Origin of the sequence: Flavobacterium sp. 28YEA47A (genome assembly GCF_041262125.1) — a bacterium.
Classification (GTDB): Bacteria; Bacteroidota; Bacteroidia; order Flavobacteriales; family Flavobacteriaceae; genus Flavobacterium.
In genome coordinates, this window is sequence record NZ_JBGCCI010000013.1 from 1 (window position 1) to 24,008 (window position 24,008).

22 protein-coding genes are annotated in these 24,008 nt (G+C 36.4%); 6 read left to right on the forward strand and 16 right to left on the reverse strand.

Annotation, left to right across the window (positions count from 1 at the left end; all coding sequences use genetic code 11):
- Positions 1-154: 154 nt before the first annotated feature.
- The gene (locus ABH942_RS15510; protein ID WP_370033549.1) at positions 155-598 is read right to left on the reverse strand and encodes a DUF4268 domain-containing protein; all 444 of its coding nucleotides are present in this window, start codon (positions 596-598) and stop codon (positions 155-157) included.
- A gap of 67 nt (positions 599-665) precedes the next feature.
- Here ABH942_RS15510 and ABH942_RS15515 point away from each other — a divergent pair, with 67 nt between their 5' ends.
- Entirely contained in the window at positions 666-1,304 is a 639-nt protein-coding gene (locus ABH942_RS15515) for a CoA pyrophosphatase (protein ID WP_370033551.1), read from the forward strand.
- 51 nt (positions 1,305-1,355) lie between these two features.
- The gene (locus tag ABH942_RS15520) at positions 1,356-2,171 is read left to right on the forward strand and encodes a 1-acyl-sn-glycerol-3-phosphate acyltransferase (protein WP_139997850.1); all 816 of its coding nucleotides are present in this window, start codon (positions 1,356-1,358) and stop codon (positions 2,169-2,171) included.
- A 32-nt stretch (positions 2,172-2,203) separates the two neighbouring features.
- Here ABH942_RS15520 and ABH942_RS15525 read toward each other — a convergent pair whose 3' ends face one another.
- Together ABH942_RS15525 and ABH942_RS15530 are read right to left on the reverse strand one after the other, a co-directional pair.
- Positions 2,204-2,839: a hypothetical protein gene (locus tag ABH942_RS15525; protein ID WP_370033553.1), complete on the reverse strand. Its 636-nt coding sequence runs from the start codon at positions 2,837-2,839 to the stop codon at positions 2,204-2,206.
- A gap of 16 nt (positions 2,840-2,855) precedes the next feature.
- Positions 2,856-3,350 carry an RNA polymerase sigma factor gene (locus ABH942_RS15530; protein WP_056073003.1) on the reverse strand — a complete coding sequence of 165 codons (495 nt, stop codon included), beginning with the start codon at positions 3,348-3,350 and terminating at the stop codon, positions 2,856-2,858.
- 122 nt (positions 3,351-3,472) lie between these two features.
- Here ABH942_RS15530 and ABH942_RS15535 point away from each other — a divergent pair, with 122 nt between their 5' ends.
- Complete coding sequence (locus ABH942_RS15535) at positions 3,473-4,777, forward strand: NAD(P)/FAD-dependent oxidoreductase (RefSeq protein WP_370033556.1); 1,305 nt, start codon at positions 3,473-3,475, stop codon at positions 4,775-4,777.
- A 14-nt stretch (positions 4,778-4,791) separates the two neighbouring features.
- On the opposite strand, the gene ABH942_RS15540 is transcribed toward ABH942_RS15535, so the two are convergent.
- Complete coding sequence (locus ABH942_RS15540) at positions 4,792-5,466, reverse strand: hypothetical protein (RefSeq protein WP_370033557.1); 675 nt, start codon at positions 5,464-5,466, stop codon at positions 4,792-4,794.
- A gap of 60 nt (positions 5,467-5,526) precedes the next feature.
- Positions 5,527-6,609 (reverse strand): DUF3810 domain-containing protein, encoded by a 1,083-nt coding sequence (locus ABH942_RS15545; protein WP_370033559.1) that lies wholly within the window; start codon positions 6,607-6,609, stop codon positions 5,527-5,529.
- A gap of 164 nt (positions 6,610-6,773) precedes the next feature.
- Here ABH942_RS15545 and ABH942_RS15550 point away from each other — a divergent pair, with 164 nt between their 5' ends.
- The 3 genes from ABH942_RS15550 (at position 6,774) to mazG (ending at position 9,450) form a co-directional block, all read left to right on the forward strand.
- Complete coding sequence (locus ABH942_RS15550; protein WP_139997842.1) at positions 6,774-7,031, forward strand: ferredoxin; 258 nt, start codon at positions 6,774-6,776, stop codon at positions 7,029-7,031.
- Positions 7,032-7,090: 59 nt separating this feature from the next.
- Entirely contained in the window at positions 7,091-8,557 is a 1,467-nt protein-coding gene (locus ABH942_RS15555) for an aminoacyl-histidine dipeptidase (protein ID WP_370033561.1), read from the forward strand.
- A gap of 119 nt (positions 8,558-8,676) precedes the next feature.
- Positions 8,677-9,450, forward strand: coding sequence for a nucleoside triphosphate pyrophosphohydrolase (mazG, locus tag ABH942_RS15560; protein WP_370033563.1), 774 nt, complete (start codon positions 8,677-8,679; stop codon positions 9,448-9,450).
- A gap of 63 nt (positions 9,451-9,513) precedes the next feature.
- Here the strand turns inward: mazG and ABH942_RS15565 are convergent, their stop codons facing one another.
- The 11 genes from ABH942_RS15565 to ABH942_RS15615 form a co-directional block, all read right to left on the reverse strand.
- Positions 9,514-9,969 (reverse strand): hypothetical protein, encoded by a 456-nt coding sequence (locus tag ABH942_RS15565; protein ID WP_370033565.1) that lies wholly within the window; start codon positions 9,967-9,969, stop codon positions 9,514-9,516.
- A 74-nt stretch (positions 9,970-10,043) separates the two neighbouring features.
- Positions 10,044-10,397, reverse strand: a complete 354-nt coding sequence (locus ABH942_RS15570) for a hypothetical protein (protein WP_370033567.1) — start codon at positions 10,395-10,397, stop codon at positions 10,044-10,046.
- Between the two features lie 101 nt (positions 10,398-10,498).
- Positions 10,499-12,529, reverse strand: a complete 2,031-nt coding sequence (locus tag ABH942_RS15575) for a DUF349 domain-containing protein (RefSeq protein WP_370033642.1) — start codon at positions 12,527-12,529, stop codon at positions 10,499-10,501.
- Positions 12,530-12,714: 185 nt separating this feature from the next.
- A complete protein-coding gene (locus tag ABH942_RS15580; protein WP_370033569.1) occupies positions 12,715-13,458 on the reverse strand; it encodes a shikimate dehydrogenase in 744 nt (247 codons plus the stop codon).
- A 76-nt stretch (positions 13,459-13,534) separates the two neighbouring features.
- Entirely contained in the window at positions 13,535-14,923 is a 1,389-nt protein-coding gene (locus ABH942_RS15585; RefSeq protein WP_370033570.1) for a tetratricopeptide repeat protein, read from the reverse strand.
- 134 nt (positions 14,924-15,057) lie between these two features.
- On the reverse strand, positions 15,058-16,251 hold the full coding sequence (locus ABH942_RS15590; protein WP_370033571.1) for an aspartate aminotransferase family protein: 1,194 nt from the start codon (positions 16,249-16,251) through the stop codon (positions 15,058-15,060).
- Positions 16,252-16,275: 24 nt separating this feature from the next.
- Positions 16,276-17,973, reverse strand: a complete 1,698-nt coding sequence (locus tag ABH942_RS15595; RefSeq protein WP_370033572.1) for an OstA-like protein — start codon at positions 17,971-17,973, stop codon at positions 16,276-16,278.
- 240 nt (positions 17,974-18,213) lie between these two features.
- Positions 18,214-19,485, reverse strand: coding sequence for an adenylosuccinate synthase (locus tag ABH942_RS15600; protein WP_370033574.1), 1,272 nt, complete (start codon positions 19,483-19,485; stop codon positions 18,214-18,216).
- A 22-nt stretch (positions 19,486-19,507) separates the two neighbouring features.
- Entirely contained in the window at positions 19,508-19,972 is a 465-nt protein-coding gene (locus tag ABH942_RS15605; RefSeq protein ID WP_056072956.1) for a Fur family transcriptional regulator, read from the reverse strand.
- A gap of 136 nt (positions 19,973-20,108) precedes the next feature.
- Positions 20,109-22,328 (reverse strand): bifunctional (p)ppGpp synthetase/guanosine-3',5'-bis(diphosphate) 3'-pyrophosphohydrolase, encoded by a 2,220-nt coding sequence (locus ABH942_RS15610; protein ID WP_370033576.1) that lies wholly within the window; start codon positions 22,326-22,328, stop codon positions 20,109-20,111.
- Positions 22,329-22,471: 143 nt separating this feature from the next.
- Complete coding sequence (locus tag ABH942_RS15615) at positions 22,472-23,998, reverse strand: serine hydrolase (protein WP_370033578.1); 1,527 nt, start codon at positions 23,996-23,998, stop codon at positions 22,472-22,474.
- Between the last annotated feature and the right edge of the window lie 10 nt (positions 23,999-24,008).

Here is a 24,008-nt window from a genome sequence, read left to right on the forward strand (position 1 = left end):
GCGCAGATGGTACTGCAATCCTGTGGGAGAGTATGTCGCCGCCTTCCTTTGAAAAGGGTTCCCATAGGGAACCCTTTTTTGTTTTGGAGATAATTCATAAATAAAATAAGCCAATTAAAATTGGCTTATAAAATCTTCGAGAATGAAAATGCTATTATGTATTGATTTCTAAATCAGTTATATAGTCTTGGTATTCATAGAAAAACCTTTCAAAAGCATCCATATTTTCATAGAAAAAATCAAATATGGCTGGCCAGGTTGACTTATTAAAAAGGCTAATTCCTGTCTTTTCAACCCAAATTTTACTGATTATCTTTCCTGTTTCTAAATGAAAGTTTCTTTCAAAAATAGCATCAGGAATGTATTCGTCTATAAGAATCTGTTTTAAAGACTCAATTTTTTCAAAGTAGATTTTTCTTTTCTCTTCATCTTTAGATTCGATATCAATGAGTACTTGCGCCTTTTTGTTGTCGACATAAAATTTAAAAGAGAAATCTTTTATTTTGGTATCATAGAGAAGCCATTTTCTTGGATATTCCTCAGCGAAATTGACCCAGAATTCTTTTTTTATGATTTGTGCTTCTGCCTTGCTGTACATTTGGATAAATAGATTTGATTAAAATTAATTTTGCGTACCTTTATTGGATAACACTGCAAAATTTATAATGGATTTTCAAGCATTTTTAAAATACCTCCCAAAAATAGAAAAAGAAACGCTACCAGCCGTCGAAGCTCATGTAAAATTGGCTTCATTTGAACGCATTTCTGCTTTGCTTAATCAATCATATGATAGAGAAGGACTTCGAAATGCTGCTGTCATGATGCTGGCGTATCCTAAAAATTCAAAAGCCTACCTAGCTTTGATTTTAAGAAATGCTTCTACGGGAGTTCATTCTTCACAAATAGCTTTGCCTGGTGGTAAGGTAGAGCCGGAAGATATAAATCTGGAAGCTACTGCACTTCGCGAAACTTTTGAAGAAATTGGCGTTCTGCCTGAAAGAATACAGGTCGTAAGAGCTTTTTCAGAGGTATACATACCACCAAGCAGGTTTTTAGTTTTCCCATTCTTAGGAGTTTCCCAGAACGAATTGACTTTTGATCCAAGTCCTGATGAAGTTGCAAAAATGATTGAATTGCCTCTTGAAGATCTTTTGGATGATTCTAATCTGACTGTTGTTCCATTGAAAACATCCTATTCTGACGAGATTGAAGTGCCTGCATTTGATCTACAAGGATATATTGTATGGGGAGCAACAGCAATGATGCTTAATGAGCTTAAAGAAACGATAAAAAGAGTGCTTTAATAACGATGATTTTGTATGTTTGCCGTTCTGTTTTAAAAATGCTGAATTCTTATGGGATTGTTTAAAAGAAATCCTTTTGGCCACATACTTTTTTTGAAAAAATGGCTTATCCGCGTGTTCGGAATACTAACTCATAGACGCTATAGAGGCTTTAATGAACTGCAAGTTGATGGTTCTGAAATCATTAGGGCGCTACCGGATAGAAACGTGCTGTTTATTTCAAATCACCAGACCTATTTTGCGGATGTAGTGGCTATGTTCCATGTTTTTAATGCCAGCTTGAAAGGAAGAGAAGATAACATAAAAAATATTGGTTATATCTGGAATCCAAAGCTTAATATTTATTATGTGGCAGCCAAAGAAACAATGAAAGAAGGTCTTCTTCCTAGAATTTTGGCTTATGCAGGAGCTATCACAGTTGAAAGAACCTGGCGTGCCAAAGGAAAAGATATCCAACGTGAAGTTAACCTAAACGATACTGAAAATATTAAGGTTGCTTTGGAAGATGGTTGGGTAATCACGTTCCCACAAGGAACTACAAAGTCTTTTAAACCCGTACGAAAAGGTACTGCTCATATTATCAAACAGCACAAACCAATTGTTGTCCCGATTGTTATTGACGGTTTTAGACGTTCTTTTGATAAAAAAGGACTACGCCTGAAGAAAAAAGGAATACTTCAATCCTTTATTGTCAAAGAACCATTAGATATTGATTATGAAAACGATTCTATTGAAGAAATCGTTGAAAAAGTAGAATACGCTATTGAGCAGCATCCTTCATTTTTAAAAGTACTTCAACCGGAAGTTTTGGAAGAAGTCTTAAAAGTAGAAGAAGAATTAAACAAAAAAAGGAGATGGGATTATTAATCCCATCTCCTTTTTTTTATAATCAAATTCTGTTAAAGGTCAATCTTTTTTAGTTCTTCATAATTCTTATAGAGTTTTCGCATCAGGATACCATAGAGCAATTTGTAGAAAAGCCAGAATATCAACGTCAATACGATTAACATTAAGACCATTATCCCGATAAAAACCACTAAGGTTTTTATACCATCATGCTCAATTTTATCCTTTACCATGGCTAATTCAGGATTGTAAAAATAGGCTAAATAAAATCCTATTATTAGGCAGGTAATAACCATTCCTAAATTATACCATACATAAATATTTACGGTTCTTCGTGTTTTCAGGATATTTTTCATCAGGACTTTAGTGGAGTCCGTTGTTGAGATAACTACATAATTTTTATAAAATGCATAGATGAAAAAGATAATAATTGCATAATGAATGTAAGAGAGCACTTTTAAAAACGTTACTACATTCTCAAGATTAAGTTTATTAAAATAATCATCATTATTTGAGAAGACGCTGATTCCTATCCAAAATAAAAATTCGAAAATTCCTATAATTAATATTAAGCGTACCACAGATGACGAACTCTTGTGGATCATCTTATAGATATCTTTTTCAGAAACCTGTTGGAAGGAATTTGCCCTCTGTTGCCAGTCTTTCTTTAATAAATCTAATTCTTTCATATTCTTTATTTCCCTATTAAGGATTTAATATTTTCTTTAATTTTCCTTTAATCCTGTTCATTTTCACTCTCGCATTCACTTCGCTGATTCCCAAGGTTTCTGATATTTCTTCATAATCCTTGTCTTCCAGATACATAAAAATTAAAGCTTTTTCAATATCGTTTAATTGATATACGGCTTTGTACATTAATTTTATCTGCTCTTCTTCTTCATAATTATAATCCTCCTGCTTAATGAAATGCTTTGTATTGTCAAATTCTGTTGTTGATATTGACCGTGTGCTTTTCCTATATAAAGTAATAGCTGTATTCAGGGCAACCCGATAAGCCCAGGTGGTGAATTTTGAGTCACCTCTGAATTTAGGATATGCTTTCCAAAGCTGGATTGTTATTTCTTGAAAAAGATCATTATGGGCGTCTTCACCAGACGTATATAATCTACAAATCTTGTGGATTATATTCTGGTTCTCTTTTAACTGTTTGACAAAAGACTTTTCTAAATCTTGACCCATATTGTGTTAGTAGCGTACAAAACAAATTTGTTACAAGTTAGCTAAATTTTATTTTTAATAGGGTCGTGGACAGCCCAATTTTAGGCAGAAAACTTCGTATCTTGCAGTAAGAATAAAGCAAGATGAATATTCCACAGTCAGATTATCCCAGAATTGTTATAGTTGGTGGCGGTTTTGCAGGAATTGCATTAGCCAAGAAATTAAAAAATAAACCTGTGCAGGTTGTACTTTTAGACAAGCACAATTACCATACTTTCCAGCCTTTGCTGTATCAGGTGGCTACTGGCGGCCTAGAAGCAGGTTCTATTGCTTATCCAATTCGGAAAGTCGTACACGAATATAAAAACTTCTACTTCAGGCTTTGTCATGTAAATGAAATTAATACAAAAAGCAATAAGGTTATAGCTGATATTGGAGAGCTCCGATACGATTATCTGGTCATTGCAACCGGTTCTAAGACCAATTATTTCGGAAATAAAGAAATTGAAAGGAATAGCATTGCCATGAAAACGATTCCGCAGTCGCTTAATATCCGAAGTCTGATTCTCGAAAATTTTGAACAGGCACTTCTGACAGATGATGAGCTCGAAAGAAATGCACTTATTAATTTTGTTCTGGTTGGAGGCGGGCCAACAGGCGTAGAGCTGGCTGGCGCTTTAGCCGAAATGAAAAATGCCATATTGCAAAAGGATTATCCGGATCTGGACATCAGCAAAATGCAAATCAATCTGATTCAGAGTGGTGATAGGATACTGAATACAATGTCTGAAAAATCGTCAGCCGCTGCAGAAAAATACCTGAAAAATTTGGGCGTAAACGTCTTAAAAAATATCAGGGTGACCAGTTATGACGGAAGGACAATTTCTACTAATACAGGCCTTATTTTGGAAACTGCTACATTAATATGGACAGCTGGAGTACAAGGAGCAATTGTTAATGGTCTTCCGGCTTCTTCTCTGTTGGAAAAAGTAGAAAGAATTAAGGTCAATGAATACAACCAGGTTCTCGGTTTCCCGAATATTTTTGCAATTGGTGATATTGCGATGATGGCCACCGAAGAATTTCCACAAGGACATCCTATGGTGGCACAACCAGCAATACAGCAAGGCAAATTACTTGGAGAAAACATTATAAGACTCATTCAAAAACAAGAAATGAAACCATTTCACTATAATGACAAAGGATCAATGGCAACAATTGGAAGGAATAAGGCCGTTGTCGATTTGCCAAATTATCATTTTCATGGTGTTTTTGCCTGGTTTGTATGGATGTTCGTCCATCTTTTCTCGCTAATCGGATTTAAAAATAAGGCGGTTGTCTTTTTAAACTGGCTCTATAATTATATCCGTTTTGATCGTGAAGGAAGACTTATCGTAAGGCCTTATAAAAAGAAAAGCTTTACCAGTTTTACCTTTGACGAGATATAGAAAATTATCTATAATTAAGGAACAATGGTATAAGAAACCAATCGATCTTCCCATGAATAATTAGAAGAAACGGCATGGCAAACTCTTTTAACAAGCCCGACCTGTTTCTGATAGTTGTATTCTACAGTTTTGCTCACAAGATTAACATCGGTAGGAATGAATACGCCTTTATATGGCAAGACGCGATAATTGTTGTTTTCAACACTCATTGCCGTTTCTCCTGTTAAATTATAAGTAATTGTTCCCCACGGTTGTTCTTGAACAAATTGAAATCCGGAATCTGTTCCTGGATGTTGGATAAATCCATCGCTTGCAACAAAATGAGCCATAGTTTCGTCTGTACCTGTATAAACACTTCTCAAATGACCGAGTTCATCAATTCTTAGAAACTCATATTCAATAATCGGGGTTGAGTTGTTTTCGAAAGTTTTAGTGTGCTTTAATTTAGAAAAGCTCAATCCATCGACGGTTACAATTTCCGTCACTTCTACTGTCTCAGTTTGGCCTGAAAAAGTATAAACACCAGGATTACTGAAATCAAAATCATATTTTTTGTAAACCCATCGGTTACCAACATTAATATTGAAAAATTCAGTATTTGTTACAGATGGACTACTATCGTCATTTGAGCAAGAGGCAAATGAAACGGCTAAAAAAAGAATGGAAATTTTAATAAAATAGTTTTTCATAAAGTTGAGGGATTGGTTTATGAAACAACGCAAGAATTATATTTGTAGTATTTTTTTTGCTTATAATTCTTCTGTTCTATAATAACCAATCATGAGTCCCACAAATTTGCTGTAGCTTTCCAAGCCGTCTTTTTGTTGATTTATCTTGAGGAAATTGTCATAGAAATAATGAAAAAATGTATCGATAGGAGTCTGGTAGCTTTTCCAAAAATCTTTTGTTTCCTGAAAACTTTTAAGTATTCCCGGATGAATGAGTGGCAGGAATTCTTTACTTTTTCCCTCTTCAATTTTTTCGAGATTGCTTAGGCAATATTTCAAAGCATAGGAATAACCCGAATATTGAAAGTAATCGTCTTTATTGTTTATAGAGGCCAGATAGCCTATAAAATTAGCTTCGCTTTCTGAGGCATAACCAATCTGATGTGCCATTTCATGACAAACCGTTGTTGGGAAGTTATATTTTGGAATCTTATAATTGACCTGGGCCTCATTCGTAAAAGGATTCAGATAGCCACCAAAACCCATATAAGTTAACGGTAGACTCACAAGCGACTTTTTTATGCTTGGTGATTGGTATTCAAAGTAGGAGTGTTTTTTTCCAAGATTGCCATATCCGCTTAATGTCATGGCATATATGGTTTCAATATCATGAGGGTTGATAACCTGCAAGCTGTCATCTTTTACAATCCTGCTATGTACTTCATTGGTTTTGGCAATCATTTTTTTTGTAAAAGCCTGCAATTCTTCCAACGTATATTCTTTGTCGATACCCATTTTAGTGTATAAAGGCACACGATGGTAATTTAATCCCCATAGGACATTGAAGAAAAAATAAAAAATAGAGATAAAGCTCAATACAGTAAGCGACTTCGATTTCCAATCCATTTTCCACGATTTCCATGAAAAAACGTCTTTCCTCTTTTTATAAAGTTTGAACAGCAGGAAAAGAATCAAAATCAGATACAAAACATCACCTACTGAAAATGGAAGGTTGCCAAAAACGGTCCTTGAAATTTTAGAAACCTTTAGATAGAAGCCATTACTGTAGTATTTTTCGATGACTTCAGGAAAGAAAGATACTATTTTGAGCACAATTATCTGAACCACTAAAAAAATGCTCCAAATAATTTTCGATTTCTTCATAAATAGAATGTTTGTTTGCGTAAATATACGACAGAACGATTTAAAGTTTTTTAGAAGTCAAATTTTAGGCAAAAATTAATATCCGGGACTCATCAGGAAAGAATAATAAGTCGTAAAATTGCAGTAGGTTTTAACGCAAAATCAAGAGCTTACTTTGATGGTTTATGAAAAAGAAAAATGACGAGAAGATAATTTTTTTCTGTAATGGAAAAAAGTGTGGTAAGTATAACAAAGACCCGAAAGATTACCTCAAAAATAAGATTATTGAGTTTGGTCTGGAAGATAAGGTTTGCGTCTCAAAAATGGACTGCCAGGGAATGTGTAAAAAGGCACCGGTAGTTTGTATACAGCCAAAAGACGTTTGGAAAAAAGAAGTCTCTGTAAAAAAAGCCAAAAAAATATTTGAAAAACATATCCTTTAAGACCAGTCTTAGCCTGTAGGATTTTGTAACTTTGTTATACACTAAATTCAAAATAAATAATGAGTCAGGAAATAAGAAACCTTGAGCCAAAAGCACTTTGGAATAAATTCGCCGATTTGAATGCTGTGCCTCGTCCTTCAAAAAAAGAAGAAAGAGTTATTGCTTTCATGAAAGATTTCGGTAAAAAACTTGGTCTTGAAACTATCGAAGACGAAGTAGGGAATGTAATCATCAAAAAACCGGCAACTGCTGGTATGGAAAATAGGAAGACCATCGTTATGCAGTCGCATTTAGATATGGTGCACCAAAAAAATAACGATACAGTCTTTGATTTCGATACCCAAGGTATTGAAATGTATGTAGACAATGGCTGGGTTCGTGCTAAAGGAACCACGCTTGGAGCAGATAATGGTCTTGGTGTTGCTACTATAATGGCTATTTTGGAATCTACAGATATTCCTCACCCGGCAATCGAAGCTTTGTTTACGATTGATGAAGAAACAGGAATGACCGGAGCAATGGGCTTAAAAGGAGGCCTGCTTGATGGTGAAATTCTGTTGAATTTGGATACAGAGGAAGACGATGAAATCGACATAGGATGCGCTGGCGGAATTGATGTGACAGCAACAGCTGAATATGATGAAGAAGATACACCGGAAGGATCAGTTGGATATGCCATTACGGTTAAAGGATTGAATGGCGGGCATTCTGGAATGGATATTAACAAAGGTCTAGGTAATGCCAATAAAATCATGAACCGTTTATTATTTGACGGTTTTGATAATTTTGGTTTGCAGATTTCCGAAATCAAAGGTGGAAGCCTTAGAAACGCAATTCCTCGTGAGAGCGTTGCTAAAGTGATTATCGCTAAAGTGTATGATGAAGCATTTGTTTTTGACATGCAGGAAATCGTAAATGAAATCAAGACAGAATTCAAGACAATGGAGCCTAATCTGGAAATCTTGTTTGAAAAACTAGAAACGGTTCCAACGAAAGTAATGCCTTCAATTGCACAATTCTATTTCGTAAGAGCAATGTATACTGCTCATAATGGCGTTTATAGAATGAGTGCTGATTTCGATGATTTAGTTGAAACATCTAACAATATTGCAAAAGTTATTGTAGGCGAAGGAAAATTATCGGTACAATGTCTGACGCGTTCGTCTGTAGAATCTTCAAAAATGGACTTGGCAAACGCTTTACGTTCAGCATTTGAACTAATGGGCTGCGAAGTTGAATTTACAGGTTCTTATCCAGGATGGACTCCAAATGCAAAATCAGAAATCCTTGATGTATTAACGGGGATCTATGAGAAGCAAAACGGAAGCAAGCCAAACGTAGTAGCTTGTCATGCAGGATTAGAATGCGGAATATTAGGAACCAATTATCCGGAAATGGATATGATTTCTTTTGGACCTACAATCAAAGGAGCGCATTCTCCGGATGAGAGAGCTGATATTGCTTCGGCTCAAAAATACTGGAAATTTGTTCTGGAGATCCTGAAAAATATTCCAAGCAAAAATTAATAATTTCTATACAATTTTAAGCCATGGATTAAAAGATTAGCACAGATAGGATAAGTCCAAAATCTGTGAAAATCCTCTAATCTGTGGCTATTTTTTTTACTTTTATAAAAACCTTTCCTATGAATACAAGACAGCAAAAACTCGATGCCTTTGGTAGATTGTTGGATATTATGGACGATCTGCGTGAAAAATGTCCTTGGGATAAAAAACAGACATTGCAGACTTTACGACATCTTACCATTGAAGAAACCTACGAATTGGGCGATGCAATTCTGGATAACGACCTGCAGGAAGTCAAAAAAGAATTGGGAGACCTTTTGCTGCATATTGTTTTTTATGCCAAAATAGGAAGCGAAACCAATGATTTCGACATTGCTGATGTTTGCAATGAGATATGCGAAAAGTTGATTTACCGCCATCCGCATATATATGGAGATGTAGTTGTGGAAAATGAAGAAGATGTCAAACAGAATTGGGAAAAGCTGAAATTAAAAGAAGGAAAAAAATCGGTTTTGGAAGGTGTTCCTAAAAGCCTTCCGGCACTTGTAAAGGCAAGTAGAATACAAGATAAAGTAAAAGGCGTTGGATTTGATTGGGAAGAACCGCATCAGGTTTGGGATAAAGTAGAAGAGGAAATTCAAGAATTCCAGGAGGAAATCAAAAACGGAGATCAGGATAAAATCGAGGCGGAATTTGGAGATGTTTTGTTTTCGATGATTAATTATGCCCGATTCTTAAAAGTCAATCCTGAAGATGCTTTGGAAAGAACCAATAAAAAATTCATCAAGAGATTTCAATATCTTGAAAATAAAGCAGGCGAACTAGGCAAACAATTATCTGAAATGACATTGGCAGAAATGGATGTCTTTTGGAATGAAGCCAAGAAGCTGTAAAACAAAAAAGCCGTCTAAAAATAGACGGCCCTTTCAAATGAATTATAATTAACACAACTAACTTTAGATAGTACTTTCAACAATCAATTGCCATTTTTTGGCTATTTGTTCGTTTTCTTGCCAATAGGCCTTTCCTAGTTTATCATTTTCTAAATCGTATAGCACGATTGAGGTTGTATTCCCGTTCTTTAACTTGAACGTAAATAATATTTTGTCGTCATTTCCTGAAGATGTTTCTTCTATCCTGCAAGAATTGACTTCGTTTAGATCCACGAAAGAAGCCCTGTCATTTTCTTTATTTAAGTCAATAAATAAAAAGCCTTTATTGTCTTTGTCTAAGGCGTAGATCTTTTTATAATGTGTTTCTCGTGTTGAAAAATCATATTTTCCCTGACGGAAGTGATTGAAGATTTCTTTTACTTTCTTTTTGTTTTTTGCCTGATTGTTGGCAATATAGAATAAAGGCACGGCGCAAACTAATGTCAGCACAAGCCCTATGATAAGAGATGCTGTATCCATTTTTTTTTATTTAATAAATAGTAACTGTGGGCTGTAAAGTACAGCCTTAGATTTTTAATTCAACAAAATAAAAATCACCAGAAAATATGGAAGGGAAATAATAAGATTGAAACATTCAGGCATCGATTGATGTCTTGTTTCAAAAAAGCTGCAGTAGCTTCGCAGGCGCTGAACCCTGAAAAACTTATGTTGTAATATAACTCAAACCACTTGGCATAGGTAGGAAGATCTGCTCTAGGATTTGAGATTGAATGTATACTTACTTCCTGGTTGATTAAGGCAGAAGCCTTGAGGAAATCAACCTGTTCAATAGACTTTTTATTTAGAGGAATGGATACAGCGCCAAAGGCCTTAGCTTCTCCTGTTTGGGTAAAAAGGAAAGAAGCCAGGAACACAAAAAACACTGTTATGTTTTTAATCCATTTCATTGCGCAAAGATACCTTTTATCCTAAAGGAACAAAAGGAATAGGGCATTAAATGCTATAAATCAAAGAAAAGCCCCGCAAATGCGGGGCTTTTTATGAAATTTTATTCTGTTTTTAAGTTTCTTACTTGCTTCAACTTATCTTTCCACATCTGTAAGCTCTCTTTATGTCTTTCGATGTTTTTCTTTACTTCAAGCACCATCGGATTGTCTTTTTTCGCATTGGCAAAAAACTGGATGTTGTTTTCAAGCTGGAAAATTTCCTGTTGTACTTCTTCGATTTTACGAATCAGGAAGATTTTCTCATTTTCTAGTTTTCTGCTGTCGTCAGAGCTGGAAAGCTGGTCAATTCTGCTATTGAATCGTGCCATTTCTGAATCTTTTTTACTCAGGCTCAGCTTGTCGAATAAGGCATCCAATATCTTATTGAATTTTCCTTCAATATGACGTCTGGCGTGTGGTACTTTTCCAAAGCCTTTCCATGTTTCGATATGAGCTTTGATAGCATCCAAATCTGTTTTATGATCGCCAGTCAATTCAAAATCCCTGATGGTTTCAAGATACGTTTTCTTTTTCTCAAAAGCTTCCAATTCTTCTGAATTTACTTCATTTCTCTGGGCATGAAGTTTGTCAAAATAATGATTGCAGGCTTCTTTAAATTCTTTCCAGATACTATCTGAATATTTTCTAGGAACATGACCAATCTGCTTCCATTCTTCCTGAATTTGTTTCATTACTGGAGTGGTTGCCCCAAAGTCTTCACTATCCTTTAAAGATTTTGCTCTTTCGACCAAAGCCATTTTTTTGTTTAGGTTTTCTTGCTGGTCTTTTTTGATGTCTTTATAGAATGAGTTTTTCAACGCATTGAAGTCACGGACAGCATTTTTGAATGCAGACCAGGTTTCTTCATTAACATCAGCAGGAACTTTTCCGGTAGCAAAAAACTCATTACGTAAGGTCTCAACTTTTTCAATTTGTCCCTGCCATGAAGAGTGCGCCTCTACTTTTTCCTTAGCGAGTTCTGCTATTTTTGATATAATATCTTTTTTCTTTTCAAGATTTTCCTGCTCGGTACCTCTTTGTTTTTCAAACAAAAGCTCTCTCTTGTCGTGGATTTTTTTAGTCAATTCGCTAAAAGTATTCCAAATAGCTTCACGGTGTTCTCTTGAAACCGGGCCGATATCTTCTTTCCAGATTTTATGTAGGTCTTGCAGTTCGCGGAATGCTTTGTTTACATCCGACTCATTGACAAGTTCTTCTACTCGTGAAATAATTCTTTGCTTTTGTTCAAGATTGTGTTTGAAATCTAAATCTCTGGCTTCTCTGTCAAGATGCAGGTAGTCATAGAAATTTTCAACATGGAAATGGTAGTTGTTCCAAACGTGGTTGTATTTGTCTCTTGGAATTGGTCCTGCATTTTTCCATCTTTCACGTAGCTCGTTGAAATGTTTCAACGTGTCTTTGATGTTTTCCTGAGGATTGATTAATTCTTTGAGTTCTTCAACAATTGCCAAACGTACATCTAAATTTGCCTTTAGGTTGTTTTGAAGGCTCTTAAAATGAGTGTTTTTCTTATCTCTATATTGATTTATTAAAGTATCAAATTTAATTTTCAATGGAAGATGGTAATGGAAATCTTCTGTTGTATCCGGATTTTCGGCCAGAAATTCTTCTCTTTTTTCTTCTATGAAATGGTTGTATTTTGATAAGAAAGCAGTGCGAAGCTCTTCTACGTGGTCTTTTACAGACATCACTTTTTCTACAGTAACCAGTTTTTCCAGTTCCGCAACAAGTGATTCCATGTCCATTGCTTCATAATCCTGCATTGGAATCTCATGGCGTTCCTTAAGAGTTTCATCTTCGCTTTCTTCGGCATTGGAATCCGCTATGGCGTCCAAAGCTTTTTGGTTGTCATTGACAACAACGGTTTCTTCCAGTTCTTCTGGAGAAATTTCTATTGCATCCGCATTTTCAGAAACAGCATCATTTACATCGTCTGAACTTACTTCTGCAGCATCAGCGTTGTTTTCGATTGGCTCCTCAATTTGCGAATTTTCGTTTTGAGACACATCTTGTGTTTCATTCTCATTACTTCCATCTGCTTCATGCAGGTTATCATTCTTTTCGTCTAACATCATTAAATGTTTATGGTTGGTAATACTTTCGTTTGGAAAGATAGTAAAGGCAACTGAAAATTCAAAGAAAAACCAATATTTTACTTGATTTTTCTAGGTTATTCTTTTTTTGCGAATAAGATTGTTTCAGATTTTGGTAATCTGTTTTTTATCAGAACGATAGTAGTCTTATCTTTTTTTAATGTTTATTTATTCCAGATTTTCCATGATTTTTCTGCCTGATATTGAAGCATCTCTAAACCGTTCTTAATTTTTGCGCCTTGTTTTTTTGCTTTTTTAAGGAAAATCGTTTCTGCCGGATTATAAATCAGGTCGTGAGCAATATGCTTTGGTGTAAAATACTCATAAGGAATAGGTGGATAAGCATCGGTATTAGGTGATGTACCTAATGGAGTGCAATTGATGATAATCTGATGATTGTCAAACGTGGTAGCATTAACCAAATTATATCCAATACTTTCACCTGTCGCTTCTCTGGAAACGAACGTGTATAAGATTCCAAGTTCTTCTAATGCGAAAGCAACGCCTTTTGAGGCGCCTCCGGTTCCTAAAATCAAGGCTTTTTTATGATGTGGTTCTAACAGAGGTTCTAAAGATTTCTTGAAACCATAATAATCGGTATTGTAGCCTTTTAAATTTCCTTTTCGGGTAACTCTTATGGTGTTGACAGCACCAATTTTCTCTGCTTTTCTGGAAATTTTATCTAAATAGGGCAGAACGGCTTCTTTATATGGAATCGTTACATTCATCCCTTTTAAGTTGGGATTTTTCTGTCTGATGTCACGAAATTCTTCGATTGATGGAATATCAAAGTTTACGTAATCGTAGTTTTTCAAATTTAAAGATTTGAACTTTTCCGTAAAATATCCTTTTGAAAAAGAATATGCGATGTTTTTTCCAAGAAGTCCGAATAAGTGAGTGATTTCCATATAACCAAAATTAAAAAGCCTGACAAAGCGAAATTAATCATTTTTGTCAGGCTTTAAAAGTTATCCTCAGTATTGTCTATTTCTTGTTTATCATTTCCTGGACATCTTCTCTTGCCCAAACATCTGGAAATAGGTTTTCTAAGATTGTATTATTTTCAAAACTTACACGTAAACCATTACTCAAGTGAAACTTACCTTTGGTATCGTCTCCATCCATGAAGTAAAGTCCGGCCAAACGATATTCTAATTGGAATTCTTCAGGGAAATATTCTGAAGCCTGCAATAATGTATGGATAGCAGCGTCATATTCGCCTAAGTTCTGTAATATGTCAATCCAATAGAGCCAGGTGTCTAGTTCATAGTCACCAAATTCTACGGCTTTTCTATATCCCATTTCGGCTTCTTCCAGAAAATCCAAGGCTTTGTTGATGGTTGCATAACGTTTCCAGTACAATCTGTTTTCGTTATCGATTCCTATCGCCTTATTTACATAGAACAACGCTTTTTGGTAGTTTTTCTGTCTTACATAGAAATCAGTAATGGCAATCCATCCTTTGTCTAATAATGGGTCTTCATGTACCGTCTTATGGAAATATTTTAAAGCCAAAGGCTTGTTACCTAATTTCTCATAACATTTTCCAATTCGCAATAGCGCATACGACGTAGGATCGTCTAATTCGATAGTCCTGTTATAACTTTCAATTGCTTCTTCATAACGTTTAAGACGCTCCAGTGATTTTGCCTTTTCCATAAAAGCGCCCATGAATTCATCATCAATCATCGAAGCATAATCGAAGCATCGCAATGCGTTTTCATAATCCTGTAATCCATAGTAAAGCCTTCCGCTTTGATGCCATGCAATTTCACTATACGGATTTCTGTCGATATATTTCTCAAGGAATTCAATAGCTTCCTTGTTTTGGTCTAAAAATTCAAAACAATACACCACATTATATAATGCGGCCTGGTCTTCAACATCTTCTTCAAGGCATTTAATAAAGTTCTCTTTGGCGAATTCCAGATTGTCCATAAAAAGATATTCCATACCAATCAGGTTATAAACGTCAGCATAATCATCAGTAAGTTTTAAGGCCTCCTGTAATAATTCTACCGCTTTTTCATGATTGTCTCTTTTGGAATAAATGTTGGCTTTCTGGATAAAAATCTCCTCGTTTTGTGGTTCAATGGCGTAGAGTTCATTTAATAGCTTTTCAGCTGTTTCAAGCTTGTCATCATATACCAACATTTCTACTTGTACTAGTTTTAAGCCTGTAGAACGTGGATGCTGCTCAAGCGCTAATTTTAAGGCTTTTTTAGCCAGAGACGCTTTACCCATATCCAGGTAATGAAGAATAATTTCTTCAAATTCTTCCGAATCAAAGAAGAGAACTTTGTTAGTTTTCAACATAGATTCGAACTTGGACAAGGATAAATTGTAATCTTCTTCATCGTGACTCAAATGCATACTCTTTGTTTTTAAAATTATCCTTAATAAATTTAGGGAACGTAAATCTTTTGTCGAGGTTGGGCTAAAATTGTTGTGAACAATTTAATTAACAAAACTACTCTCTGTAAGTTACGGATTTTTATTGTTAAATCCTAGTTTTTCAGTGCTGCATGAACTTCATCCATTACTTCTAACATGATCGCACATCCTTCTTTAATTTCCTCTTCGGAGATAGTAAGAGGAGGCGTAATCCGGATTGCTTTTCCTTCAAACAGCAGCCAAAATAAAATCAGTCCCTTGTCCTGGCATTTTAAGATGATCTGGTTTGTAATTTCGGCGTCTTCGGTCATTGCCGCCAACATTAATCCACGTCCTCTTATATCTTTTATCAAAGGATGTACCAAAAGCGATCGGAACAGCTTTTCTTTTTCCAGCGTCTGTGGAATCAGGTCGGTTTCTGTGATTTCCTGGAGTGTAGCAAGGCTTGCAGCCGCTATGACAGGATGTCCTCCAAAGGTTGTGATGTGTCCCAGTTTTGGATTGTCGCTTAGTAAATCCATCATTTCTGACGAAGCTGTAAAAGCGCCTACTGGCATACCGCCACCCATTCCTTTGCCTAGAATTATGATATCAGGAACAACATCGTAGTTTTCAAAACCAAATAATTTTCCGGTTCTTCCAAAACCAGGTTGGATTTCGTCAATAATCATCATGGCGCCTACTTCAGTGCAGCGTTCTCTAACTTTTTTCAAAAAGCCATTTTCTGGCTGTATGAATCCAGCCCCACCTTGTATACTTTCTAAGATTATCCCGGCGGTTTTTGTCGTAATTTTCTTTAGGTCTTCTTCATTGTTAAATGTAATAAAGTCGATATCAGGAATCAACGGACGGAAGGCTCGTTTTCTTTCTTCAAAACCCATAACGCTCATGGAGCCCATCGTATTACCATGATAGGCATTGTTGCAGGAAATCAGCTGGCTACGTCCTGTAACTCTTCGGGCTAGTTTTAATGCACCTTCAGTAGCTTCAGTACCTGAATTGACCAAATAGGTTTTTTCAAGCGGTTTGGGTAGGAGAGAAGCTAATAATTTGCAAAATTCAACGGCCGGATTTTGCGAATATTCGCCATACACCATGACATGCGAATATTTGTCAAGTTGGTTTTTTATAGCATCATTCACTCTTTTGTTCTGATGGCCAAGCGTACAGGCGGAAACTCCGGCTACGAAGTCAAGGTATTTTTTATTGTTTGTGTCGTAAATGTAAGAACCAACGGCATGAGAAACTTCCATTCCAAGCGGGTAAGGGGAAGTTTGTGCCTGGTATTTTTGAAAATCTTTGTTCATTTTATTTGCATTATCATAGTGGTGCTACTGAGTTTTTGCTTTTTTTTCAAGTTTTTTCTCAGGTTTTTTCTTGTCGTAATCCAGAGTTTCTTTGCGGACTTCCATAGGAACATCTTCCTTGGCTTTGTCGACTTTGCTCTGCTTTACTATTTTTTCATGGATTTCATTTTCTTCCGGAGGAAAAATATCATCCTTACTTTTTATTATTTCATCGCCGCGCCATATAAATCCTCTCAGTTTCCGGGCATTTTCGGGCAGGTCTTTTTCAGGATAACTTTCACTTTCTGGATTTGTAAAAGAGGTGACAGAGGTAATTTTGTTATCTTCCAGTTCCAGATGGATACGGCTGCTAATTCCTTTATCAATAGCCATCAATTGTCCTTTGTCATATCCGTAGTAGAGCTTCTCTGTATTTTTGACGAGATCGACTTCATATAGTTTATTATCCCGGAATTTGCCATATAGGTTGACGCCTTTAACCTGATTGTAACCGGTTCCTAAGGTGTCTTTTGACGCTATAAACGCGTCCGTCAGAACCTTGAGCGAATCCAGCTTTTCCGTTTGGGTATTTGAAATCAGATGTATCACTTTTCCGGTCAACTGGTTTTCTCCGTTCCAAATAACAGGTCTTCCAATCAATTGTGTCAGCCCATTTTTTTGATTGGAATGTAAAGAGTCGCATTTGCCGCTCATGTCGATTTTATAAAATCGGACGTTATTAAAGGCGCGAATAATACGGTTTTCGGGTTTTCCGGTTACCATTAGCTTTTTTCCATGAACATAAAGTGTGTCTTTTTCTATCAGCGTGGCTGCTACGGCTCTTTTAGTCATAACTAAAGAATCCTGGTTTCGATAGACTTCCCCATAATGGCCGCGAACAACTCCTTTGTTGATGGAATCTGTAACTTTTACATTATTCGTGGCGGAAGCAAATTCCCGATTTCGGTCATAATATAAACTATCTCCTTCAATGAGACGATTGTTGTATTTGATATAGGAGTTTTTGACAAAATGGGCAAAATTCTTCTTGGTGTCATAAAATCCTTTTTCTGTATAGATAAAGTTTTCTTTGCTCGTAATTGTTGAAGGGCCAAATAGATAAGAATGTCCCGAATTTGAATAGTAATCCAAATGGTTTGATTTGATTACGTATTTTGGATTTGTTATGGTAACGGCAGTCAGGAACTGGAACTTTTTCTCATTAAGATAATATCTTCCCGATTTGCTTCTCAGCGTGTTTTCCTGATCTTTTATAGTTCCGTATGTTGTATAATAAGCCTGTTGTATTCTCCTGTCAAAGTTAATCGTGTCTGTTGTCAGTGTCATTTTTGGATCGCGCATGACCACATTTCCGGTCGCAAAGGCAAATTTTATATTCCCTTGGTATTCGGCATAACGGCTGTCCATAAATACGGTATCGCCCTGGTTCATTTTTACATCACCGAAGGCTTTTATATAGTTTTCCTTTTGAAATAAATAGGCCGTATTACAGGTCATTCTGACACCATCATGCAGAATTCTCACATTTCCTCTGTATCGGATAGCTCCAGGGATTTCTTCCTGTTGGATATCGACAAAATCGGAATTCTCTACTATTATTTTTTTTGGTGGTGCTTGTGCCAGCAGCGTATTGAAACTCAGTAGGATAAAAAAGCTTGCAAGAAATAAAAAGTTCTTCTTCAATGGATTGAATTTTGGCTCAAATTTAATTAAAATCTCCATAACTGATTTTTAATTAAGAATTATTTGTGTAAACAATTGAATGTAAACTTTGTGGAGATGATTTTTTTAGAATTTGTCACTGATTATAAGTCTTAATGGATTTTGTTTTGGAATAAATCCGCTAGAATCCGTGATATCTGTGGCATAGTTTTTTTGCCGCAGATTATAATGATTAGAAAGATTTTTTGTTAAATCTATTCAGAATAAAAAAACGCCTTGAAATTATCCAAGGCGTTGTTCTTATTTTAAAATGGTCTGTTTTCTGTCAGGACCAACGGAGATAACCTTGATTGGTACTTCTACGAAATTTTCGATAAATTCGACATATTCCTTTAATTCTGAAGGAAGTTCGTTGTAGCTTGTCATTCCGGTAAGGTCAGCTTTCCATCCTTTTTTCTCTACATAAACAGGAGAAACGTTTTCCGGTTCAATATTGTAAGGAAGGTGGTCAATTTCCGTTCCGTTGTATTTGTATGCCGTACAGATTTTTAGCGTATCAAATCCGGATAGTACGTCACCTTTCATCATATACAAAGCCGTTACTCCGTTAACCTGGATAGCATATTTCAAGGCTACCAGATCCAACCATCCACATCGTCTGGCACGACCGGTAACTGAACCAAATTCGTTTCCAACTTTTGCCATAGTTTCGCCGTCTTTGTCAAAAAGCTCGGTAGGGAAAGGGCCGCTTCCAACTCTTGTAGTGTAGGCCTTGAAAATTCCAAACACTTCCTTTACGCGGTTTGGAGCAATTCCTAATCCTGTACAAGCTCCGGCAGCTGTTGTGTTTGATGAAGTAACGAAAGGATAAGTTCCAAAGTCAATATCCAAAAGAGAACCTTGAGCTCCTTCGGCTAAAATTGACTTACCATCTTTCATAGCTTTGTTGATGTATTCTTCGCTGTCGATGAATTGTAGTGTCTTTAAGACTTCAATCGATTGGAAAAATTCGTCTTCCAGTTCTTTCAGGTCATACTGAAGATCAACATCATAAAAAGCAATCATTGCCTGGTGCTTGTCAGCCAAAGTTCTATAACGATCTTTAAAATCAGCCAATTCGATATCGCCAACACGCAAACCATTCCTTCCGGTTTTATCCATATAGGTTGGCCCGATTCCTTTTAATGTAGAACCGATTTTTGCCTTGCCTTTTGATGCTTCAGATGCCGCATCAAGCAAGCGGTGTGTTGGTAAAATAAGGTGTGCTTTTCTTGAGATAATCAATCGGGACTGGATGTCAATATCAAATTTTGCCAAGCCTTCCAATTCTTTTTGGAAAACCACAGGGTCAATTACGACACCGTTTCCGATAATGTTGATTGAATTTTTATGAAAAATCCCTGACGGAATTGTTCTCAAAACGTGCTTGATTCCATCAAATTCGAGCGTATGCCCGGCATTAGGTCCGCCTTGAAAACGGGCAATAATATCGTACTTTGAAGTGAGAACGTCAACAATCTTTCCTTTGCCTTCGTCGCCCCACTGCAAGCCGAGTAGTAAATCTACGGTCATTTTTTTGTTGTTAGTTGTTTATTTATTCTTTAGGTGTAGTCTTTTTGTTTCCGTAAAGGTATAGGGAGTGATTGTGAATTTCGATATCAAAAATTTCTTCAATAGTTTTTTTGATGCTTTGGATTCGAGGGTCGCAAAACTCAATCACCTCGCCAGAATCTGTCATGATGATATGATCGTGCTGTTTGTCGAAATAAGATTTTTCGTAGTGTGCCTGATTTTGCCCGAATTGGTGCTTTCTTACCAGGGCACAATCCAATAAAAGTTCGATCGTGTTGTAAAGTGTTGCTCTACTCACACGATAGTTTTTGTTTTTCATCTTGATATAAAGAGATTCGATGTCAAAATGCTCTTCATTATCATAAATCTCCTGGAGAATAGCATAGCGCTCAGGAGTTTTGCGATGTCCTTTCGTTTCAAGATATTTTGTAAAAACATTTTTTACAATCTCTTGATTTTTATTATTATCTACAGAAATTAGTGTCATATCCTGCAAAGATAAATCATTTTATTTCAAGTATCAAGTTTCTCGTTTGTTGATTTTTACCTAAAAAAATATTAAAATTTTTTAGTAGAGAAAGTCTCTCAATTTATTGAGTACAAACGGGTTTGATTCTTATTTTTTAATTCTTGTTAATTCTCGTGACTTTATCGATTCCATCAATTTTTTTGATGTTTTCGATTAGCTTTTTCAAGATCGTATTGTTCTGTACAACTACTACGACTTGTCCGTTAAAAATACCGGCATCACCACTCAGGGAAATACTCTGGATATTTACATGCATGTTGTTGGAAATTACTTTAGTCAGCTCGTTTGTCAAACCAAGAGTATCCATTCCGGTAATGTTCAGGATAGCTTTAAATTCTTGTTGTGATGAATCAATCCATTTGGCTTTGATAATCCTGTAAGCATAGTTAGATTGAAGACTAATGGCATTAGGGCAGTCTTTTTTATGGACTTTAATTCCTTCGTTGATAGTTACGAATCCAAAAACTTCATCACCCGGAATCGGGTTACAGCAAGTTGCCAGCTTATAATCCAGTTTGTCTTGTTCTTTTCCAAAAACCAGCATGTCAAAATTATTGCTGATTTCTGGCTTGTTGATGGTTTCGGGATTTGAAGAAGGCGTACGTTTGATCTTGTTTTTGAAGAAATTCATAAACGTATTGCTCTTCTGGGCAGCGAAATCTTTAAGCTGTTGGTTGTCAATAGCTCCAATTCCTACGCGATAGAAAAGGTCAAGACTGGTTTTTAGCTTGAAATAATTGACCAGCTCGTTTACGGTTGCTTCTGACATGTTGACTTTCAAATGGCGTAATTTTCGGGTCAATAATTCTTTTCCGTCTTCCGCAATTTTCTTTGTATTCTCGTTGAGTACGTTTTTAATTTTGGTTTTCGCACGTGATGTCGTTACATAATCCAGCCAGTGCGAGGTAGGTTTTTGATTTGGAGACGTAATGACTTCTATCTGGTCACCACTATTCAATACGTGGTTTAATGGGACTAATTTTCCATTAACTCTGGTTCCGCGTGTCCTGATTCCAATTTCGGAGTGGATACTGAAAGCAAAATCCAGTGATGTAGCTCCTTTTGGAAGCGATTTGATTTCTCCTTTTGGAGTGAAGACGTAAATTTCTTTGGAATAGAGATTCAGTTTGAAATCTTCTACAAAGTCAACTGCATTGGTTGAGGCATTTTCCAGAGCTTCTTTTAAAAGATTCAGCCAGGTATCCAAACCGTGTTCTTCGGAGCCGCCTTGTTTGTATTTATAATGTGCTGCGTAGCCTTTTTCAGCAATCTCATCCATTCTTTCACTTCGTACCTGAATTTCTACCCAACGTCCTTTTGGGCCCATTACAGTAATGTGGAGGGCTTCATAACCCGTCGATTTTGGAGAAGAAATCCAATCGCGAAGACGGCTCGGGCTCGGGCGATAATGGTCGGTTACGATCGAATATATTTTCCAGGCAAGGAATTTTTCTTCACTAGGAGCCGCCTTGTAAATAATCCTCAGGGCGAATTTATCGTATACTTCGTCAAAGCTCACGCCTTGTGCAAGCATTTTCTTCCGGATGGAAAAAATAGATTTAGGACGGCCTTTGATGATATAGTCAATTCCTTCAGCATCCAATGATTCTTTCAATACATCAGAAATAGACTTGATGTATTCGTCCTGCTGTTCTTTGGTTTCTTTTATCTTGCTGACAATGTCATTATAAATTTCAGGCTCCGTATATTTCAGTCCTAAATCTTCCAGCTGGTTTTTGATGTTATACAATCCCAGGCGGTGGGCAAGTGGTGCATAAATATAAAGCGTTTCAGATGCTATTTTTGCCTGTTTGTAATCCACCATCGATTCCATAGTCTGCATATTGTGCAAACGGTCAGCAATCTTGATAAGGATAACACGTACGTCATCGTTTAAAGTCAGCAGCATTTTACGGAAATTTTCCGCCTGCATCGAAATTTCGTTATCTGTCTTTACCTGAGCTATTTTAGTCAATCCTTCAACGATTTTTGCAATCTTCGGATTGAACATTCTTTCAATGTCTTCTACTGTGATATCAGTATCTTCAACAACATCATGCATCAACGCAGCAGCAATAGAAGTAGCGCCCAAACCGATTTCCGAAGCTACAATTTTTGCTACGGCAATAGGATGGAAGATATAGGCTTCGCCAGATTTCCTGCGCTGGTCCTTATGGGCATCTACAGCCACATCAAAAGCCTTACGGATTAGTTTCTTGTCATCTTCTGACAACGTTTGATAACTGATTCGTAAAAGTTCTTTGTATTCTCTCGCAATTGCCTTGTTTTCTTTTTCTAAATCAATCTCTACCATGGCGTTTCTGATGTTTGTTTGCTATTGACTAAAAGTAAAATAAAGTTTTTGAATTTGCAATTTTTTTGCCTCTTTGTATAAAAGCAAAAACCGCTCCAAATTGGGCGGTTTTTATGCTCTGAAAATAGTTCAGAGTTGTCTTTTTATTTTATTCTGAAAAAGTTAAGATCTTGAAAATCATAACTAAAATCTGTAGCTGGAGAAATTGGTTTCATAGTAAATTCTGCATTATCTTTTTGGAAGAAGATATGAGCATCTGCATGAAAATAGCGATTGTCCCATTTTACTACAAAATTATTGTCTTTATAGAAGAAAATTTCGCCTTTGAGTTGCGGTGAACGTTTGGAAGCGAAATACATTTTCCCTTTTTTTTCAGTGATGGTAACTTCGCCAAACCAATTGTCTTTATAGGTTCCGATATACTTTTTGGTATCGATTTTCAGGTTTTTATTTTTTGCGACAGTTTGCCATACTTCATCTGTAATTTTGTCTGCTTTTTCTCCGCTGGCTTTTTCCCTGTCGCTAAAATATTTGACGTGGTCAATAGGTTCTATTCCAAGGTAGCTGTCTTTGATTGTATTGGTTATTGCAGAAAAAGCAGCGCCGGATTGCTGGTTCGTGAAAACAATAATTCCAAGCTGAAGTTCAGGAATCAGAGTTACCTGTGTTACGATTCCTTCCAGGCCTCCTGTATGGGAAACCTGCATTTTTCCTTTAACATCATTCAGCTGCCAACCCAAACCATAGGCTTTAAAAAGCGAATTGTATGGCGGAATCGGTTTGTTAGGCATAAGTGTTTGCGGCGTCCACATTTCGGAATGTTCTTTCTCGGAGAACATTTTCTGGCCGTTGCCATATTTCCCTTTATTCAGTTGCATGATTGCCCATTTGCTCATGTCATTTACGCTGGAATAAATACCTGCGGCGGCATCAAACATTTGGTTTTTGTAACGTGAGATTACTTTTAGCTTTCCATCAATAGGAACGTGAGGTACAATAACATTGGATGTATCTTTTAGCCTGACCCATGAAGAAGCCGTGTTAGCCATTCCAAGCGGCTTAATGATCCTGTTTTCTATAAATTCATTCCATGTCTGCCCGCTTACTTTATGGACGACTTCTCCGGCAATAATGTATAAAAGATTGTCGTAATCGTATTTTGCTCTAAATCCTGAAACCGGTTTAAGGTATTGGATGTTTCCAATAATATCTTCTGCTTTGAAATCAGAACCGTCAGGCCAGATCATCAAATCGCCGGCACCAAGCCCAAGTCCGCTACGGTGAGTTAGTAAGTCACGAATTGTAAATTCATTGGTAACGTAATCATTATACATTTTGAATTCTGGAAGGTAGTTGATGACTTTATCGTCCCATTTGATTTTACCTTCATCAACAAGCATTGCCAATGCAGCACTTGTAAATGCTTTACTGTTGGAGGCAATTCCAAATAAAGTGTTTTCATCGACTTTTTGCTTGGTGATTATTGATTTTACGCCATAACCTTTGGAATGGATAACCTTTCCATCTTTTACGATAGCCACGGCAATACCCGGAACGTCAAATGTTTTTATGGTTTTTTCAACGACTTCGTCGATTTGAGTCGGAGTAATTTGCGCTGAAAGGCTGGTGCTTATTAAAAAAGTAGCTAAGAAACCTAATTTAAAATTCATAAGTTGTAAT

What these genes read in the sequence shown, in the direction of transcription:
- ABH942_RS15525 (WP_370033553.1), bottom strand. Translation starts at nt 2,839, where the DNA reads ATGAAAGAATTAGATTTATTAAAGAAAGACTGGCAACAGAGGGCAAAT.
- ABH942_RS15595 (WP_370033572.1), bottom strand. Translation starts at nt 17,973, where the DNA reads ATGGAGATTTTAATTAAATTTGAGCCAAAATTCAATCCATTGAAGAAG.
- ABH942_RS15530 (WP_056073003.1), bottom strand. Translation starts at nt 3,350, where the DNA reads ATGGGTCAAGATTTAGAAAAGTCTTTTGTCAAACAGTTAAAAGAGAAC.
- ABH942_RS15555 (WP_370033561.1), top strand. Translation starts at nt 7,091, where the DNA reads ATGAGTCAGGAAATAAGAAACCTTGAGCCAAAAGCACTTTGGAATAAA.
- ABH942_RS15605 (WP_056072956.1), bottom strand. Translation starts at nt 19,972, where the DNA reads ATGACACTAATTTCTGTAGATAATAATAAAAATCAAGAGATTGTAAAA.
- ABH942_RS15570 (WP_370033567.1), bottom strand. Translation starts at nt 10,397, where the DNA reads ATGAAATGGATTAAAAACATAACAGTGTTTTTTGTGTTCCTGGCTTCT.
- ABH942_RS15575 (WP_370033642.1), bottom strand. Translation starts at nt 12,529, where the DNA reads ATGTTAGACGAAAAGAATGATAACCTGCATGAAGCAGATGGAAGTAAT.
- ABH942_RS15600 (WP_370033574.1), bottom strand. Translation starts at nt 19,485, where the DNA reads ATGACCGTAGATTTACTACTCGGCTTGCAGTGGGGCGACGAAGGCAAA.
- ABH942_RS15540 (WP_370033557.1), bottom strand. Translation starts at nt 5,466, where the DNA reads ATGAAAAACTATTTTATTAAAATTTCCATTCTTTTTTTAGCCGTTTCA.
- ABH942_RS15615 (WP_370033578.1), bottom strand. Translation starts at nt 23,998, where the DNA reads ATGAATTTTAAATTAGGTTTCTTAGCTACTTTTTTAATAAGCACCAGC.
- ABH942_RS15610 (WP_370033576.1), bottom strand. Translation starts at nt 22,328, where the DNA reads ATGGTAGAGATTGATTTAGAAAAAGAAAACAAGGCAATTGCGAGAGAA.
- ABH942_RS15535 (WP_370033556.1), top strand. Translation starts at nt 3,473, where the DNA reads ATGAATATTCCACAGTCAGATTATCCCAGAATTGTTATAGTTGGTGGC.
- ABH942_RS15590 (WP_370033571.1), bottom strand. Translation starts at nt 16,251, where the DNA reads ATGAACAAAGATTTTCAAAAATACCAGGCACAAACTTCCCCTTACCCG.
- ABH942_RS15585 (WP_370033570.1), bottom strand. Translation starts at nt 14,923, where the DNA reads ATGCATTTGAGTCACGATGAAGAAGATTACAATTTATCCTTGTCCAAG.
- ABH942_RS15565 (WP_370033565.1), bottom strand. Translation starts at nt 9,969, where the DNA reads ATGGATACAGCATCTCTTATCATAGGGCTTGTGCTGACATTAGTTTGC.
- ABH942_RS15510 (WP_370033549.1), bottom strand. Translation starts at nt 598, where the DNA reads ATGTACAGCAAGGCAGAAGCACAAATCATAAAAAAAGAATTCTGGGTC.
- ABH942_RS15515 (WP_370033551.1), top strand. Translation starts at nt 666, where the DNA reads ATGGATTTTCAAGCATTTTTAAAATACCTCCCAAAAATAGAAAAAGAA.
- ABH942_RS15545 (WP_370033559.1), bottom strand. Translation starts at nt 6,609, where the DNA reads ATGAAGAAATCGAAAATTATTTGGAGCATTTTTTTAGTGGTTCAGATA.
- ABH942_RS15520 (WP_139997850.1), top strand. Translation starts at nt 1,356, where the DNA reads ATGGGATTGTTTAAAAGAAATCCTTTTGGCCACATACTTTTTTTGAAA.
- ABH942_RS15550 (WP_139997842.1), top strand. Translation starts at nt 6,774, where the DNA reads ATGAAAAAGAAAAATGACGAGAAGATAATTTTTTTCTGTAATGGAAAA.
- ABH942_RS15580 (WP_370033569.1), bottom strand. Translation starts at nt 13,458, where the DNA reads ATGGAAATCACTCACTTATTCGGACTTCTTGGAAAAAACATCGCATAT.
- mazG (WP_370033563.1), top strand. Translation starts at nt 8,677, where the DNA reads ATGAATACAAGACAGCAAAAACTCGATGCCTTTGGTAGATTGTTGGAT.